This window comes from Petrocella sp. FN5 (assembly GCF_029210395.1).
Taxonomy (GTDB): Bacteria; Bacillota; Clostridia; order Lachnospirales; family Vallitaleaceae; genus Petrocella.
Genome location: NZ_JARGDP010000053.1, coordinates 1 through 17,978, shown reverse-complemented (window position 1 = coordinate 17,978; position 17,978 = coordinate 1). Strand labels below are relative to the sequence as shown.

13 protein-coding genes are annotated in these 17,978 nt (G+C 37.0%); 12 read left to right on the top strand and 1 reads right to left on the bottom strand.

The window, feature by feature from the left end:
- Positions 1 to 75: 75 nt before the first annotated feature.
- Together P0N36_RS11485 and P0N36_RS11480 are read left to right on the top strand one after the other, a co-directional pair.
- Positions 76 to 450 (top strand): response regulator, encoded by a 375-nt coding sequence (locus P0N36_RS11485; protein WP_275842993.1) that lies wholly within the window; start codon positions 76 to 78, stop codon positions 448 to 450.
- A 4-nt stretch (positions 451 to 454) separates the two neighbouring features.
- Complete coding sequence (locus P0N36_RS11480) at positions 455 to 3,535, top strand: ATP-binding protein (RefSeq protein WP_275842992.1); 3,081 nt, start codon at positions 455 to 457, stop codon at positions 3,533 to 3,535.
- Between the two features lie 63 nt (positions 3,536 to 3,598).
- Here the strand turns inward: P0N36_RS11480 and P0N36_RS11475 are convergent, their stop codons facing one another.
- Positions 3,599 to 6,184: a transglycosylase domain-containing protein gene (locus tag P0N36_RS11475; RefSeq protein WP_275842991.1), complete on the bottom strand. Its 2,586-nt coding sequence runs from the start codon at positions 6,182 to 6,184 to the stop codon at positions 3,599 to 3,601.
- Between the two features lie 298 nt (positions 6,185 to 6,482).
- Here P0N36_RS11475 and dapF point away from each other — a divergent pair, with 298 nt between their 5' ends.
- The 10 genes from dapF to P0N36_RS11425 all read left to right on the top strand — a co-directional run bounded on the left by dapF (position 6,483) and on the right by P0N36_RS11425 (position 17,939).
- Entirely contained in the window at positions 6,483 to 7,310 is an 828-nt protein-coding gene (dapF, locus tag P0N36_RS11470; RefSeq protein WP_275842990.1) for a diaminopimelate epimerase, read from the top strand.
- 37 nt (positions 7,311 to 7,347) lie between these two features.
- Complete coding sequence (locus P0N36_RS11465; protein ID WP_275842989.1) at positions 7,348 to 8,583, top strand: LL-diaminopimelate aminotransferase; 1,236 nt, start codon at positions 7,348 to 7,350, stop codon at positions 8,581 to 8,583.
- Positions 8,584 to 8,710: 127 nt separating this feature from the next.
- Positions 8,711 to 10,042 (top strand): glutamine synthetase family protein, encoded by a 1,332-nt coding sequence (locus tag P0N36_RS11460; RefSeq protein ID WP_275842988.1) that lies wholly within the window; start codon positions 8,711 to 8,713, stop codon positions 10,040 to 10,042.
- Between the two features lie 71 nt (positions 10,043 to 10,113).
- Entirely contained in the window at positions 10,114 to 10,686 is a 573-nt protein-coding gene (locus P0N36_RS11455; protein WP_275842987.1) for an ANTAR domain-containing response regulator, read from the top strand.
- Positions 10,687 to 10,974: 288 nt separating this feature from the next.
- A complete protein-coding gene (locus P0N36_RS11450) occupies positions 10,975 to 13,062 on the top strand; it encodes a glutamine synthetase III family protein (RefSeq protein ID WP_275842986.1) in 2,088 nt (695 codons plus the stop codon).
- Between the two features lie 241 nt (positions 13,063 to 13,303).
- Positions 13,304 to 14,257 (top strand): hypothetical protein, encoded by a 954-nt coding sequence (locus P0N36_RS11445; protein ID WP_275842985.1) that lies wholly within the window; start codon positions 13,304 to 13,306, stop codon positions 14,255 to 14,257.
- Positions 14,258 to 14,902, top strand: a complete 645-nt coding sequence (locus tag P0N36_RS11440; protein ID WP_275842984.1) for a YigZ family protein — start codon at positions 14,258 to 14,260, stop codon at positions 14,900 to 14,902.
- Between the two features lie 8 nt (positions 14,903 to 14,910).
- A complete protein-coding gene (locus tag P0N36_RS11435; RefSeq protein ID WP_275842983.1) occupies positions 14,911 to 16,101 on the top strand; it encodes a BREX system ATP-binding domain-containing protein in 1,191 nt (396 codons plus the stop codon).
- Positions 16,102 to 16,223: 122 nt separating this feature from the next.
- Positions 16,224 to 16,868 carry a fructose-6-phosphate aldolase gene (gene fsa, locus P0N36_RS11430; RefSeq protein WP_275842982.1) on the top strand — a complete coding sequence of 215 codons (645 nt, stop codon included), beginning with the start codon at positions 16,224 to 16,226 and terminating at the stop codon, positions 16,866 to 16,868.
- Between the two features lie 60 nt (positions 16,869 to 16,928).
- Entirely contained in the window at positions 16,929 to 17,939 is a 1,011-nt protein-coding gene (locus P0N36_RS11425) for a diguanylate cyclase domain-containing protein (protein WP_275842981.1), read from the top strand.
- The last annotated feature ends 39 nt before the right edge of the window (positions 17,940 to 17,978 follow it).

The following is a 17,978-nucleotide window of genomic DNA, read 5'->3' as shown; positions in this document are numbered from 1 at the left end:
TATTTATATATAAAATATTATGGAGTTGTAGAATGGTGAGGGTATAAGTAAGACAGGAAAGTGAGGCGGTAAGAAATGGATTTAAAGGTTAGGGTGTTAATTGTAGATGACTCGGTTTTAATGCGAAGTAAACTGGTTAAAATCATTGAAAGTCTTAATTATGAAGTCGCCGGCATGGCACAAGATGGTGAAGAGGCTTTAAGGAAGTTTGATGCCTTGCTTCCGGATATTGTAACCATGGATATATCCATGCCGAATATGAATGGTCTTCAAGCGGTAGAAGCGATTATTGCGAAGCATCCGAATGCTAATATCATCATGGTAAGCGCATTGAATCAAAAGAAAATGGTCTTACGAGCATTAGAAAAGGGCGCTAAACATTTTATTATTAAGCCTTTTGAAGTGGAACGATTTAAAGAAGTAGTAGAAAAAGTATTATGGGAGATGTAGAGAAATGAAGCTTACTAAAGACTTGCCATATATTTTACTGTTTGGGTGTATTTTATTGGTTGCAATAGTACTGTTTAACCAGGCTAACTTAAACTTATACAATGAAAAAGCAACAGCTCTAGATATTCCCCTGACACAGGTCGAGTCTGATTATGGTAATGGGATACATCGGACAAAGACCCATGATGATCCGGAATTCATTGAATACAGGATTCATATATCTGAAGAGGCATTTACAACATTAAGTAACCAACATCTTTTTTTGAGTGTTGGTTATTTTACAGTACAGGCATTTGATGTGTATTTTAACGGAACGAATATTGCTTCTATCGGAGATTATATGTTTGGAAGAAGCGATGTAGGTAAGAAAACACACATAATTCCTCTACACCAACATCTTTTACAGGAGAACAATACAATAGTCTTTAAAACAAGAAGTATATTGAATACAGGCATTAAGGGTAATCTAAGTATTCTTAATGGAGTCTCAGCGATTCAAAATAGACAATGGATCATGTTTGAGTATTGGTTAATATCCTTTGTGGTATTAGGAACACTCTTACTATCGATTGTTCTAATCTTTCTTTCTTTCTCCCTTATACGCGTAAGAGACCCAGTTTTCAGTTCATCCTATATTTGGTTAAGTATTGCGGTCATATTCTTATCCATTCATTCGATGGAATTAATAGGAGACAACTATTATACCATGGATTATACGATGGCTTATAAAATGAGCAAAATCTATGTTTTTCTTGCGGGATTTTCAATTATATGGGCGACCAAAAGCTTTGAAAATAAAACTAAGCGGTATTTTTTAGCGCCTAGTCTAATAATGACGATAATTGGTGTAACATTTTTAACAAAAGATATCCAAACATACAATAAATATGCAGGGTATCTGATGCTTATGTTAATCGGAATCGTCGTTTTATCCATCATCCAACTTTTGATTAGCCAACATACATTGAAGATGAAAAGATTTGGCGTTAATGTAGCTGCGACGATTATTCTGCCTATAATCATTCGGCAACTGCCGGCTGTAATTAATCCGGATGTCATTCTAGAAAAAAACCTTGTAGGCATTGTGCCTTTATGTATGTTTTGGTTTTTGGTTACCTACAGCATTCTTAAAGAGTTGACCATTATTTATAAAGACGAGAAAAAAGAAGCCAATGCCTTAAAAAGTCAGCAAGAACATGTTTATAAAAACATGGGAGAAGGCTTCTTCAAGGTTGGATCGAGTGGTGTCGTTGAGGATGTTTTGACACAAGTTTGTAACAGCATATTTGGAAAAAGTATTAAAGGCATACATTTAAGAGAATTGATTGGTATGAATGAAGAAGAAGGCTTTATAGAGGAACTTTTGGAGGATCTATTCAAAGGAAAAATACCTACGGACCTTTGTTTTGAATTATTTCCAAAAGAACTTGAAATAGGTAATCGATTTTTTCGTTTAACTTATGAGATGGAAAAAGAAAAGGAAAAAATGTCTGCACTTATTGTTGTCATGTCAGATATTACAGAAGCAAAACAGTATGAGTTCACCTTATCAGAAGAAAGAAATAAGCTAAAAATGGTGGTCAGCACTATGCTTAATCGTGACGATATTGTGGAACTTGTAAATGAATTCCTTGACTTTACAAAAGATATTAATGAAGGCATATACAAATCTGAAGAGATTATCAATAAAGTGCATACATTTAAGGGAAACTTTGGTATGTATAATTTATTAAATATCGTACCCTATTTACATACGTTAGAAGATCGACTTATTAATGGTGACAAAGTAGACCTTAATCTGGGCAATAAGCTTAGAAATATCATTTACGAAGATTTAGAAATTGTAACAGATATAACAGGCAGTTCTTTTTTTGAAGATGAGCTGTATCTGTCGGTGAATAAGAACAACCTTAAGAAAGTATATCAGACCGTACGTCGATATTTTTACGATAAAGAAGCATCTTTAATTCTAAGCATTGTGGATCAGCTCTTTTATAAGTCTATTGGGGATGTTTTGATGTTCTATGCAAGGGAGAGCGCTAAAACAGCAGGCATAAAAGATAAGACAGTTAATGTAGCAATCCTATCAGGAGATGAAGTTTTTGTAGATGTAAACTTCTATAGGGATATTTTTAGATCCCTAGTACATGTATTTAATAACTGTATTGAACATGGTATTGAAAATGAAGAAGAACGACTTATGACAGGGAAAACACCATTTGGTGAAATTAGTTGTAATATTGATGATGTGGGTAATTTTTTTGAAATCAGAATATCGGATGATGGTAGAGGTATTGATTTAGGAGAAGTGTATTATAAAGCGATCAGCAAAGGGATTGTTACAGAAGAGATGGCTGAAAAAATGAGTGAAGAAGAAATGCTAAACCTCATTTTTGAACCGAATTTTAGTACGAAAAGTTATGCAGAAACCTTAAGTGGAAGGGGCGTTGGCATGGCTGCGGTTAAAGCAGAAGTTGAAAAAATAGGTGGAAAGATTAGGGTTAGCTCCGTTATGGATTTTGGAACCACGGTAAAAATTCTATTGCCTAAGAATCAAGCCAAATTCATCAAATTTTTCTCTTTACCGATTGTATTGGACCTATATGTGGAGTCCTGTAAAATCTACTTGAAATCAAATAATGTATTGAATCTGCCTTTGTCCGTATCGGGTGTCAATAAAGGTGTTGAGATATTTGATGTCACAGTTATCATACCTTTTAGTGGCCCCAAATCAGGAGCTTTCTATTTCTCGGCCAATAGGCCTTTAATCCAAAGACTTGCAAAGGCAATTATGTCTTTTGATACACTCGAAGACCTTACAGAAGATCTATATGAAGAAACAAAGGGTGAAGTAATGAAGGAAACATGCAACATCATTGCCGGTAATGCTATTTCCCTATTTGATGTGGACAACAAGATTGCTGACATTGGAATACCAAATATAATAGAAGCAGACCATGAAATCTTTGATTATAATATGTTGACTTGGAGTCTTGAATATGACGATTCAAGTTTTTGCCTTGGTATTATCATGGACTACAAGGGTGAAGTCTTAGATATGGAAGGCCTGTTAGAAGATTATTAACCAAATATAGAAGCCCAAAAAGGAATCGGATATAATCCGATTCCTTTTTGGGCTTCTATCATATTACGGATATTCAAGAGGTTGAGTAGGAATTGTATTTGGTAAAGGTTGAGGGGTAGGTTCTACATGTGTATGGATGTTACAATATTCATTTTCTATGGTACTAGGAAGCTCATAGACGTAATCCCGTATCCTTGGTGGTCTGGCAGGATCCCATGAAGCAGGATCTAAAGGCTCAGTTCTTGCTGTATAAACACGTTGGACCAAGCTGTCAGTTGGACAATATACCGTTGGTAGGAGACCGGAATCCTTACATATGGTAATTTTGACATGAACATCACATGTCTCTGTAGGTGCTGTACCGGCAGCAAAGTACTCAGTCCTTGCGGTTGAACCACGAGGGTCATGGGTGCACAGACCATCAACAGCAAGTTTGCCGGATTCAGTGCATATGGTGGCTTGAACGATGCCCTCAGGTCTTTGAAAGCTTTTATTATCCAAATCTTCATGAATCTTGGACATGACATCTCGCCATATAAGAGTATGGTAACGTTTATTGTGGCTCATTCGCTCAGGATCATCATGGCCTAGCCAAACACCTGCTACATAATAAGGTGTATATCCGATAAAAGCCAGGTCTTTGGAATCACTTGTGGTACCCGTTTTTCCGGCAATGGACATGTTATTAAAACGTACAGCAGTACCTGTTCCGGCTTTGACAACATCTTCCATAGCATTGGTAAGTAGGAAGGCGGTTGTTTCTTTCATAACGGTTTGAGTAAACGGTTCTTTCAATAAGAGCAATGACCCATCATGTGCGAGAACTTTGGTGTAGAAGGAAGGTTCAATATAAATACCATTGTTGGCAATAGCGCCATAGGCATTTGTCAGTTCCAATAACGTTACGCCATCCGTTAAGCCACCTAAAGGGAGCACAATGTTTTTGTCAGAGAAAATGGTGCCATTGACATCTCTTCTTTCGACTAAAGTTGTGAAACCAAGATTCTTCAAATAATCAAAACCAGTTTGAATACCAATTTCATTCATGGTTTTGACAGCCAATAAGTTCATAGACCATTGGATACCTTCGCGAATGGTGGAAAGTCCCCAATAGTTATATGCGGCATGATCATACCAGTTTTTCGGCGAGTAAGATCCTGCACCGGGGATTTGTATGGTATATGGAACATCATCGTATACTTTTGCAAGTGTCAAACCCATAGTGTCTAAGGCCGGAAGGTAAGCGGCCAATATTTTGAAGGTAGATCCGGGTTGGCGCTTACTCATGGTTGCGCGATTAAGGACTTGATTACCTATTTTTTGGCCACGGCCGCCTGTTATCGCTTTAACTTGACCTGTATGATAATCCATCACAACCATAGCAGCTTGAGGTTGAGGGATGAATAGAGCATTATCAGAAATAAGTGAATCGGTTTCACCAACCCATTCATTTTTTAAGATCTCAATGTGTTCATGGGCTGCCTCGTCTGACTGAAGCAACTTTTCTTCGTAATGATGTATAATGCCCGCATCTGTTTGAATGGAAGCGGTATACATAAGCTTGACATTGTAATCATCTTGAATGGTTGGAAAATTATTTTCATCGGCAAAGGATGCATCCAAGATATTTTGTAGGCGGAGATCTTGAGTGATATAAATATCAAGGCCACCTCGATAGATAAGATTGATGGCTTGCGTTGCTGTATAACCTTTTTGGACTTCTAAGTCTGAGGCTACACGACGTATAACTTCGTCAACAAAATAGGAATAGTCTGACTTCGTCTCAAATTCTTGATTGGTGATTTGGATTTTGTCATATACCTTTTCTGCTTTTGCTTCAAGATAGTCATCATTGGAGATTTTATCTTGATTTAAAAGGTATTGTAGAATAATAAGCTGTCGATTGCGATTGTTTTCAGGATTTGTAACGGGGTCATAATCGGATGGACGTTGGGTAATGCCAGCGATTACAGCAGCCTCTGCTATAGTCAGTTCAGAGACATCTTTATTGAAGTAACGCCCAGCAGCAGCCTGAACGCCATTTGTACCTCTGCCAAGACCGGCTGTATTTAGATATAATTCTAATATTTTATCTTTGTCTAATATTTTTTCGACTTGGATGGCAAGGTATTGTTCTTGGATTTTACGTTCAAAACTTTTCACAGAGGACAAAACATTGTTTTTTATAACTTGTTGGGTGATTGTGCTGGCACCTTCACTTAAGTCGCCGGATTTTAGATTGACGAAGATGGCCCTAAAAATACCACGCATGTCGATACCGTTATGCTCATAGAAACGTTCATCTTCTATTACAATAAAAGCATCTTGTACATGTTTTGGAATCTCATCGATTTCAACATAAATTCGATTTGCATCTCCTGTAGACAGTTCTTGTAAAATGACACCATCTTGGTTTCGGACGAAGGAAGTATAGCCGACAGGTACCAGTGAATCATAATCAAGTTCAGGTGACGCATCCAATATGGCTTTAGCCACACCGATACCGCCTGAAATCCCTAGAACTGCAACTAGAATTAAGCTGAAAAAAAGTACTCGAATGGAAGAAGTGCCCATAAGCTTCATGATTTTTGTATATCTTGAATTGAGCTTTTGTATTTTTTTTTGATTGGCATGCTTTGAAAAATTCATATATGATGCCTCCTTTTCACTCTGACATTATACCAAACTAAGGGGTAGAACGAAAGAGTCTTTTAATAATTAGCAGAAATTTAATAATAGGATTAAAAGTTCAACCATAATCGTTAAGACCCATTAAACCGCAATAGCTTTAAGGCGTATACTTAAAAATCAGGTTGTGTTAAGGAAATACTTTTGGTACAATCGTTTATAATAGAGCTTTATCAACAATGTTGCATAATCATAAAAATTATTGTATACTGTTAAAATAGTAGTTTTGATTAGTACCACTAAGCTAAGAGGTGATAAAATGAAGTTTACAAAAATGCATGGTTGTGGCAATGATTATGTTTATATTAATGGATTTATTGAAAATGTAGAAGACCCAAAATCACTATCAATCAAGATGAGTAATCGGCATTTTGGTGTTGGATCAGATGGGATTGTTTTGATTTTGCCTTCGATTACATCAGATTTTAAAATGCGTATGTTTAATGCAGACGGTTCTGAAGCGGAGATGTGTGGAAACGCTATTAGGTGCGTAGGAAAATATGTCTATGACAATAAGATGACAGAATCCAAAGAGGTGACCATTGAAACCTTAGCGGGCGTTAAAAAGCTAGAACTTAAAGTGGAAAATGGCTATGTAACCTATGCAAAAGTCGACATGGGCGAGCCAATATTGAGTGCAAAAGAAATACCGGTTGTAAGTGACCTTGAGCCTGTTGTGGGTGAAATGGTAGTCGTTGATCATCAAGCCTATGCTATGACTTGTGTATCCATGGGTAATCCCCATGCAGTTGTTTTTGTTGATGAAATAACAGACAGTCACGTTCATGAACTGGGTCCAAAGTTGGAAGTACATGAAACATTCCCGCAAAAAATCAATGTTGAGTTTGTAAGAGTTAAAGATGAAAACAACATAGAAATGCGCGTGTGGGAAAGAGGATCAGGTGAAACATTGGCTTGCGGAACAGGTGCGTGTGCAACTTTAGTAGCAGCGGTATTAAATGGTAAAACCAATAGAAAAGCAACGGTTGACTTACTAGGCGGACAGCTCATCATTGAATGGGATAAAGAAACCAATCATGTTTTCATGTCGGGGCCTGCCGTAACAGTTTTTGAAGGTATATGGTAATACGTCACATATTAATGAATGAATAAGGAGGAAAACAATGGCAGAACAATTTATACAGAACCTAATTGCAGAAAGAATAGGTGGCAATCAATTTGGAAAAAGTACGGTAATCTATAAGTTCGAGAAAATCAAGAGAGCAAAAAAGGCAGCTATGGCTGATAGACCTGACGTTGAGATTATTGATATGGGTGTTGGTGAGCCGGATGCGATGGCGGATTACCGGGTTGTAGAAAGATTAACGGATGAAGCTCAAAAATGGGAAAATAGGGACTATGCAGACAATGGTATACCTGAGTTTAAAGAAGCAGCGGCCAGATATATGGCAGAAATCTATGGTATCAAAGTAAATCCGGATGATGAAGTGAATCATTCCATCGGTTCTAAGCCGGCTTTAGCGATGGTAGCACAAGCTTTTATTAACCCGGGCGATGTTGCTCTCATGACAGTACCGGGTTATCCGGTCATGGGCACCATGAGCAAATGGCTGGGTGGCGATGTTTATAATATGCCATTATTGGCCGAAAATAAGTTTTTACCGGATTTGGATGCGATTCCAAAAGAAATACTGAAGAAAGCAAAACTATTGTACCTAAATTATCCGAATAATCCAACGGGTGCTACAGCGACCAAAGCTTTTTACAAGAAGGTGGTTGAATTTGCAAAAGCTAATAATATTTTAGTTGTATCAGATTTAGCCTATGGTGCATTGATGTTTGATGGCAATAAACCTCTAAGTTTTCTTAACGTACCAGGTGCTAAAAAAGTAGGGATTGAGATTCATTCATTATCAAAAGCTTTTAATATGACAGGTTGGCGTATGGCTTTTGTTGTAGGGAATGCCAAAGCGGTTGCTGCATTTGCAACGGTTAAGGACAATAATGATTCGGGTCAATTCAAAGCGATTCAAAAAGCGGGTATTACAGCGCTTGAGAATCCGAACATAACAGAGTATACTTGTGCAAAATACTCTAGACGCCACGATATGTTGGTTGCCACATTAAATAAGATTGGACTTAAGGCTACTAAACCTAAAGGGTCTTTCTATTTGTACGTACCCATTCCAAAAGGTGTTAAAAATGGACCTAAATTTAAAACGGCAGAGGATTTTTCACAGTACTTGATTAAAGAAAAATCAATTTCAACAGTGCCATGGGATGATGCAGGCAACTTTGTAAGGTTCTCTGTAACGTTCTTAGCGGTAGACGAATTCGAAGAACAAAAGGTTATGCATGAAATAGAAAGACGACTATCTGATTTGGAATTTATTTTTTAGGTAGATGGTTAAGGCGTCAAAAGGATACATTAATATGTAATAAAGCATGAAACAAAGGCGTTTCTATAGTGGTGAACACAATAGATGCGCCTTTTTCCAATCAAATCATGAATCTAGGAGGCGGTATATGGTGGAAAGTAAAAAATATTCGAAAGCAGACATTCATAGAATAGTGGCGGAAGAAGATATTAAGTTTATTCGTTTACAGTTTGTTGATATTTTAGGCTCATTAAAAAATGTTGCAATTACAGTAGATCAACTTGATAAAGCATTGAATGGAGAGATTATGTTCGATGGCTCATCCATATCCGGCTTTGTTAGGATGGAAGAATCAGATATGTATTTAATTCCTGATTTGGATACATTTGTAAGTTTTCCATGGAGAACCCATCAAAGCAAAGTGGCTAGATTAATTTGTGACATCTACAAAACAACCGGAGAACCTTATGGAGACGATCCAAGAGGCGTACTTAAGCATGCAATAGCTGAAGCAGGTGCTCTGGGGTATGCATTTGATTTAAGACCAGAATTTGAATTCTTTTTGTTTCACACCGATGAGAATGGAGATCCAACGACGATAACCCATGATAAAGCGGGCTATTTTGATCTTGGACCTATGGATTTGGGAGAAAATGTTCGTAGGGACATGGTTTTAACCTTAGAAGAAATGGGTTTTAAGATTCGAGCAAGCCATCATGAAGACGCACCAGGACAACATGAGATTGATTTTGAGTCGGCAGATGCCATTATGATGGCAGATCAAATAGTTACTTTTAAATTGGTTGTAAAGGTTGTTGCTCAAAAACACGGTTTACATGCCACTTTTATGCCAAAACCATTAAGTCATATTAATGGATCGGGTATGCACATCAATATGAAGCTTTCAAATCAAAAAGGTAAAAATGCATTTTATGATGAAAACGATCCATTAAAACTATCTAAAACAGCCTATTATTTTCTAGGTGGTTTACTTGCCCATGCAAAAGCAATAACAGCTATCACCAATCCGACGGTTAATTCATATAAGCGTTTAGTACCAGGCTTTGAAGCGCCGGTGCATATAGGCTGGTCGACCTCTAACTTGAGTCCTTTAGTTAGAATTCCCACAATAAGAGGCGAGGAAGCAATATTGGAATTAAGAAGCCCAGACCCTTCATGTAACCCCTACTTAGCTTTGGCAGTCATATTGAAAGCAGGGTTGGATGGGATAAAAAATGAAATCATGCCACCTGAAATGATGAACTCAGATCAACTTAGAGCCATATCCAACATATTGTCAGAAGATACTTTGCCTAGTGATTTAAAGGAGGCAATTGTTGAGTTGTCAAAAGATCAAGTCATAAAGGAAGCGCTTGGTAACGTATATGACAGTTATATCAAAGCCAAAGGATTTGAATGGGATGCATATCAAAAACAAGTACATGCATGGGAAGTCGATACATACACATCAAGATATTAGTCATTAAGATTAGGGTGTCATAAGATAATAGTTCATATCGATATACGGCATAGGTAGTAGAGGATGATGTAATGAGTACTCGGGTCATAATAGGGTCATCAAATGAAAAAATTATAAAGCAACTGAGTCTGTTCCTTATTGAAAATGGTTTGAGTGTCATAGGTGAAGCGACAAGTGGACATGACTTATTAAGAAAAGTGCATACGGTTTATCCGGATCTTGCTATTGTGGACTATAAATTAAAGGGTATGAATGGTCATGAGCTATCGGAGATTATCATTGGCGAAAGATTGTGTCCGGTTATAGCTCTGATTAGTCATGGAGAAATGGAGCATTTCATTAATTTGAGTCAAGAACCAACTTTTGTACCATTAATCAAGCCTTGTAATAAGCAGATGTTAATTGGAACGGTTGATCTATTGGTTAAGACTTCAAAAAGTATTGAAATGCTTGAAAAGCAATTGAATCATCTAAAGACTAAAACAAATGCCGAGGTTCTTATAGCTAAAGCCAAACAATTATTAATTGAGAATATGAACTTGACGGAAGAGGAAGCTCATAGACGTATCCAAAAACAAAGCATGGATAAGGGTATATCAAAAATAAAAATAGCAGAAGCCATTATACTAATGTATGAAGGTTAATATGTTAATAGTATAGTGGGTTACGCCTTGACCATAGTATTGAATGTCATTTTCTTTTGACTTTTTGATACATAAGTGAAATATCAGAATATTCCGAATTATAATTTATGACGTTTTTAATCTTGCATTTAATACAGACATATGTTATAGTATAAGCATAACAAATTATGATTAAGTTTTCACAATATAGGTTTATCTCTTAAGAGCAAAGGCGTTCTCAAGTTTATTGGGTGCGCTTTTTTGATATTTAAAAAGACGAAACAGAGATTTCAAAGGAGGAATAATAGGATGGAAAATGTAACACATTTATTTGGAACGAATGTATTTAGCGAGTCAGTTATGAAAGAAAGATTGCCTAAGGATACTTTTAAAGCTTTGAAAAAAACCATGATTCTTGGTGAAGAACTTGCACCGGAAGTGGCAGAAGTTGTCGCCAATGCAATGAAAGATTGGGCAGTTGAAAAAGGCGCAACCCATTATACACATTGGTTTCAACCAATGACCGGAAAAACTGCGGAAAAGCATGACTCATTTATAGAACCCACAGGTGACGGTAAGGTGATTATGGAGTTTAGCGGGAAGCAATTGATTCAAGGAGAGCCGGATGCCTCATCTTTTCCTAATGGTGGGTTAAGAGCTACTTTTGAAGCTAGAGGATATACCGCATGGGATGCGACATCACCTGCGTTTTTAAAAGACGATACACTATGCATACCAACGGCGTTTTGTTCATATACAGGCGAAGCTTTGGATAAAAAAACACCACTGCTTAGGTCTATGCAAGCCGTTTCCAAACAAGCGGTTAGAATTCTTAGATTATTTGGAGATACTGAAACCAATAAAGTTACATCAACCGTTGGTCCGGAACAAGAGTACTTCTTATTAGATAAAAAGCTGTATCAACTTAGAAAAGATTTAATTTTTTCAGGAAGAACGTTGTTTGGTGCAATGCCGCCTAAGGGACAGGAACTGGATGACCATTATTTTGGTAGTATTAAGGAACGTGTATCAAATTTCATGAAGGAGTTTGATTTAGAGCTATGGAAACTTGGCATATCATCTAAAACTAAACATAATGAAGTGGCCCCCGCACAACATGAAATGGCACCAATATATTCTACAACCAATATTGCAACAGATCATAATCAGTTGGTTATGGACACCCTAATTAAAGTGGCTAACAGACATGATTTGGCTTGTCTATTACATGAAAAACCTTTTGCAGGTGTAAATGGATCAGGTAAGCATAACAACTGGTCCATCAGTACTGAAAAGGCCAATTTACTTGAACCTGGAGAAACGCCTCATGAAAATGCACAATTTTTAACCTTCCTAGTTGCAACCATCGCGGCTGTTGATAAATATGCGCCACTTTTAAGACTTTCAGCGGCATCTCCTGGTAATGATCATAGACTAGGTGCAAATGAAGCACCACCGGCGGTTATTTCTATTTTCCTTGGTGAGCAGCTTAATGCCATTATTGAACAGATTAAAGAAGGTGCTTTAACTTCTTCAACAAAGGCCAGCGCAATGGATCTTGGTGTAACAACATTACCAAAATTTGCAAAAGATGTTACAGATAGAAATAGAACATCACCATTTGCCTTTACAGGTAACAAATTTGAATTTAGAATGGTTGGATCCTCTTCATCTGTATCAGGTCCAAACATTGTTCTAAATACAATTGTTGCTGAGATGTTAAAAGAGATTGCCGACGAGTTGGAAGTTGCAGAAGATTTCAACGCTACATTAAAAACAATTATAGAACGTTTGATAAAAGCACATAGTAGAATCATATTTAATGGTGACGGGTACTCTGAAGACTGGTTAGAAGAAGCAGAAAGACGTGGCCTACCAAATATAAAAACGGCAGTCGAAGCCATTAAAGTCTTTGATAATCCTGAATATGTGGATCTGTTCTTAAGACATGGCGTGTTTTTCAAAGGTGAAATCACCGCGCGTCAGGAGATTATGTTTGAAGAGTATATAAAGACCATAAACATTGAAGCGCTTACAATGATTGAGATGGCAAAGAAGGAAATCATGCCTTCAGTGATTGAATTTGCCACCAGCTTAGCTGACTCCATCAATGCAATAAAAGCAGCTGTACCGAGTGCGAAGGTGAGTGTTCAAGAAAATCTTCTAACCAAAATATCAGAACTCTTAGTCGAAGTACAAGAAAAACTAGTAGATTTAGAAGAAGAAGTCGCAAAAACACATTTGATTGAGGATATAGAAGAAGTCGCTTTCGCATTTAAGTTCAAGGTATTTGAAATGATGACAGCCCTTAGAAAGCCATGTGACGAATTAGAAGTGATGGTTGCACAAGACTACTGGCCATACCCAACGTATAGTGATTTGCTGTTTAGAGTCTAAGATGCGTTAATAAAGCAAAACCATAAGGAGGATATCTGGGTTGGACCTAGATATCCTTTTTTTCTGCCCAGAATTATTTGAATGCAAACTACGACAAAGTCGCTTAAATCTCAAATAATAAGTTCTTATAACTTTTAGTGCTAACGCTTGATATGAAGGGATACCTAACGTATAATAGATATAATATGCAGTAAATGATTGGAAAGATGAGCCGGTTGTAAAAAGGTCGGTAGGAGGATATATGATTATTACCATAGCACTGAATCCAGGTATAGAAAAAAGAATAACAGTTGATCAATTGGTCATAGGCGAGGAACATAGCGTCTTAGACTATCAGTTGATGATTGGGCGAAGCAGTGTGTATTCTGCTTACATCATGCGTCTTTTACAAGGAGATCCCTATGTTATGGGTTTTGCCGGTGGTATTGGTGGACGCTATATTAAGAATTTTTTAGATAAGAATCGAATCAAATCAAACTTTGTTCTAAAAGATAAAGAAATGGAATCTATTTTCCTGATTAGGATGGAAGGACAACCGGACACAAGATTCATTGACCACTCTCATCAATTGACCCAAAACGACGCAAAAAACTTCAAACATAAGTTAATTGGACAAATGAAGGATGCTGATATCATATTGATTAATGGAGATACCCTAGACAGTATGGCCATGTCCATCATGATTGATACAATGGATTTGGTAAAAAAAGAAGGAAAACGCGTGGTTCTATCCGTTGAAGGTAATGATGTTGAGAACTTCGTAGCTAAAAAACCTTATGCTTGGGTTGTAGATGATGGTCAAATGGAAGCACTTGGCATATTTGGAGACGAAGAACATCGAATTAAGCAGCTACATTTATTTCTTATTACACAAAAGATTCATTACGCTTTTTATCCTACTGAAGAAGGGGTTATAGGTGTATCTCGCAATAAAATATGTAAGGGGAAACTAGAGGGTATGGCTACAAAAGATACTGATTGGGTAAAAGAAGCCATAGCCGGTGGTGTGGTTATCGGTATAAAAAGAAAATACGAATTTGAACGTATGGTTAAGCTTGTAAGCGGTATTGCTTGTGCCATTAATGACAAAACTTATCCTAATATTTGTACCCGTAAAGAAATTGATGCTAACATGAACAAGTGCAAAATTATAGAATACTATAGTAAAGGTAAATATCATTTTGAGGATATATAAATGCTGAAAGTATACAAAACAATTAGGCAAGAAGCAAGCAAGGAGTTGGTCGAGCATAAATCTAGATTTGTCGGCCACATTCTTAAGGCAACTTCCGAAGAAGAAGCAAAAAATATTATAACAACAATCAGTAAACAACATAGGGATGCCAATCATAATTGTTATGCCTATAGAATCAATGGAACACAATTGGTTGAAAAGTACAGTGATGATGGTGAACCCTCGCAAACTGCGGGTATGCCGATGCTAGACTTGTTAAGAACCAAAGACTTGGTAAATGTAGTGGCAGTGGTGACCCGTTATTTTGGTGGTGTGAAGCTTGGCACAGGTGGTCTTGTTAGAGCTTACACAAAAACACTGCAAACAGCCCTTGATCAAGTAGCAATCATAAGTAAAGATACTTATAGTCTATTGAAGATAAGAGTACCTTACACATATGCAGGAAAGTTGGATTATTACATTCAAAAAGAAGCAATCGTCGTAAAAGATACGCAATATGAAGAAGAGGTTTACTACGAGTTATACACAACCAACGAAAATGACTTGCGCCTTGCCTTAGTTGAGTTGACCAATGGCCAAAGCATAATAAAAAAACTAGGGGAAGTTATTGGATTTATAGAACGAGGAAAAATGTATGAGGAGTAGGAGACATTATGAAAGAAGTGGATAAGGTTCTAAATGCGCTTCGGATGGGTGTCATACCCGGAACAAGTATTGATGATTTCATGGTGGGAAGAGACCGGGAGAAAAGTGAGCTAGAAGACTTCATGCTGAGTGTTGAAGAGGGTGAAGGCAGGGTTAAATTTATTCGAGGTGCCTATGGTTCAGGTAAAACCTTTATGATGAAATATTTGACTGAAAAAGCACTCGATCAAGGTTTTATTATTGCCAATGTACCGATACATAGTGGTTTTGGTTTTTCAAAGCTTGAAGGTGTTTATGCTAATATTATGAATCATCTATTGGTGAGGACAGAAGAAGAAACCAGTACTAGTTTTGAAATGATATTTGAAAAATGGATAGAGGGGCTAAAATCCAGCGGGGATGCAAGGAAGGCATCCCAGAATATTTACAATGTCATAAAAGCTTTAAGTGATTATAACAGCTCTTTTTCAAGTGTGCTATTAATATATATTAGAGCTTTGATTAGCAGAGACTATGAACTTTCAACCATAGCTGCAGCTTGGATAAAAGGCGATAAAAACATAGCTTATCAGCTTAAACGAAGGTTAAATGTCAAAGGCTCTGTAGATGGAGACAATGCACTTGATATATTGAGTGGTTTTTCTAAGCTCATTCATTTATTGGGTTATAAAGGATTAATCATTACTTTTGATGAAGCAGAAATCATTATGCAACAAAGAGTGGATACTAGGCTTAAAGCATATACCAATATTCGACAATTAATGGATTCAGCCGGAGCCGGTTTATTGGATTATGCAGGTTTTGTTTTTGCAGGCACAGATGAGTTTTTTGATGACGAAGAGAAGGGCATCAAAAGTTATAAGGCACTTAATCAGAGAATAGGAAGCAGTGTGCAAGGTCCTTCGAGTCTCACCAATGTCAGACAGCCTATACTGCAGATTCAAGCATTAAACGGAGAAGATTATGAAGCTCTTGCCATTAAAATGGTAGAGTTACATTCAAAAAGCTATGCTTATGAGTATGTGGTAAATGCCATGAATATAGCAAATCTTGCTAAGCTTGAGGCTTCAAAGACAATAGAAGGAAGTACCATAACTGTACGTATTTTTCTGAAAAAAGTTTTGGAGCTTTTGGACTTAATGTTAGACAATCCGAACCTTCCAATATTTAACGCCATCAAAGTCAGTAATAAAGGTTGAAAAACTTTGAAAGCATGTTTATAATTAAAGATAGTAAAAGTTTAATTGTAAGTTATGACGCTATAACCATTCATAATATGAGTAAAATAAACCATCAATTTATAGAGAGCTAGAGGTGTAATATGAAGATATTTATAGATACAGCAAACGTCAATGAAATAAGAGAAGCCAATGCCTTAGGTATTTTATCAGGCGTGACAACCAATCCGTCTTTGATTGCCAGAGAAGGCAAAAAATTCAAGGATGTGGTTCATGAAATCGTCACCATTGTAGATGGGCCCATTAGTGCGGAAGTCATCAGCTTAAAGGCAGAAGGTATGATTGAAGAAGGTAGAGAATTAGCAAAAATACATCCTAACATTGTCATTAAAGTACCTATTACTTTAGAAGGTCTAAAAGCGGTTAGCCAGTTCTCCAAAGAAAACATAAAAACCAATGTAACACTTATATTCTCTGCAAACCAAGCACTGATGGCAGCAAGGGCAGGTGCAACTTATGTCAGTCCTTTTGTGGGACGGGTGGATGACATATCACAAGATGGTATGATCCTCATTGAAGACATTGTACAAATCTTTGACATTCATGGTCTAGATACAGAAATTATAGCAGCAAGCATCAGAGGCCCCCTACATATCATGCAAGCAGCAAAAGCAGGTGCACATATAGCAACCATACCATATGATGTTATTAAAAAAGCCTTATTACATCCATTAACGGATGCTGGGATTGAAAGATTTTTGAAGGACTGGGAAAGCGTACCAAGCTAGTTAAGAAGTACTAAAAATAGGTCGATATACTTATGAGAAAACTTTGAAAGGTGTGATGCCGTGAACGATAATAGAAAACCTACAATTCTAATTACAGAAAAAAGGACTTTACGTTCATGTATTAGCAAGCACGATTTAAGTGCTTTTAACATCATACGAAACCATGATCCTAGAGAGGTTTTTTCCTTAGTATCCATTCACCACCCGGATTTGATTATCTTGGATGCGGAAATGGATGAGGTATCAGGATATGATTTACTAAGAACTTTAAAATCCTTCTACAAAACGGAAAGAATCCCAGTGGTATTGGTGGCAGAGATTACAGAAGATGTTGAGCCTTGTCTAGCTTTAGAACTCGGTGCAATTGATTTTATGATTAAGCCAATTAGCGAGCATCTGGTTACAGCAAAAATCAACAATTATATTAAGATTTACCATTCTTTACTTCTATTAGAAGAAAAGGCCCATTATGCAAAAGAAATGAATCCTAATACGGGTTTACCAGGTAATATGGCGATTAGCAGGTATATAACCAATGCGTTAAAAAACAGGAAAGACGATGTCGTGGTTTATGCGGATTTAGATAATTTTAAGTCCTATAATGACAAATATGGTTTTGGGCGTGGTGACGAAATCATTAAGTTTACAGGCGGGGTAATTGCATCGGCATTAAGTGAAGCCTTAGGGGATACCTTCCTAGGTCATATTGGTGGAGATGATTTTGTTTTCGTCGCATCGGCTGATGAAGCGAAGGAAATTGCTAAAAATATCATTTATAATTTTGATCAGAAAATAAGGCAACATTATTGTGAAGAAGACAAAGCTTCTGGGTATATTATTTCAAAGGATCGGCTCAATGCCATTCAAAAGTATCCGATTATGACCATCAGTCTTGCTGGTGTACGTCTTATTGAACATCCGGAAACGACACGGTATGAAGTGATTGCTGATATTTGTGCAGAGGTAAAAAAATATGCCAAAACATTTAGTAACAGTTGTTATTATATGGATAGGCGACAGGGTGAAGATTTTAGAAAAAAATATGATGTGGCTTTATCGACGGTTACATAAGGGGAGGATCCAGGCTTTTTTGCTTGGCTCTTTTTTTTA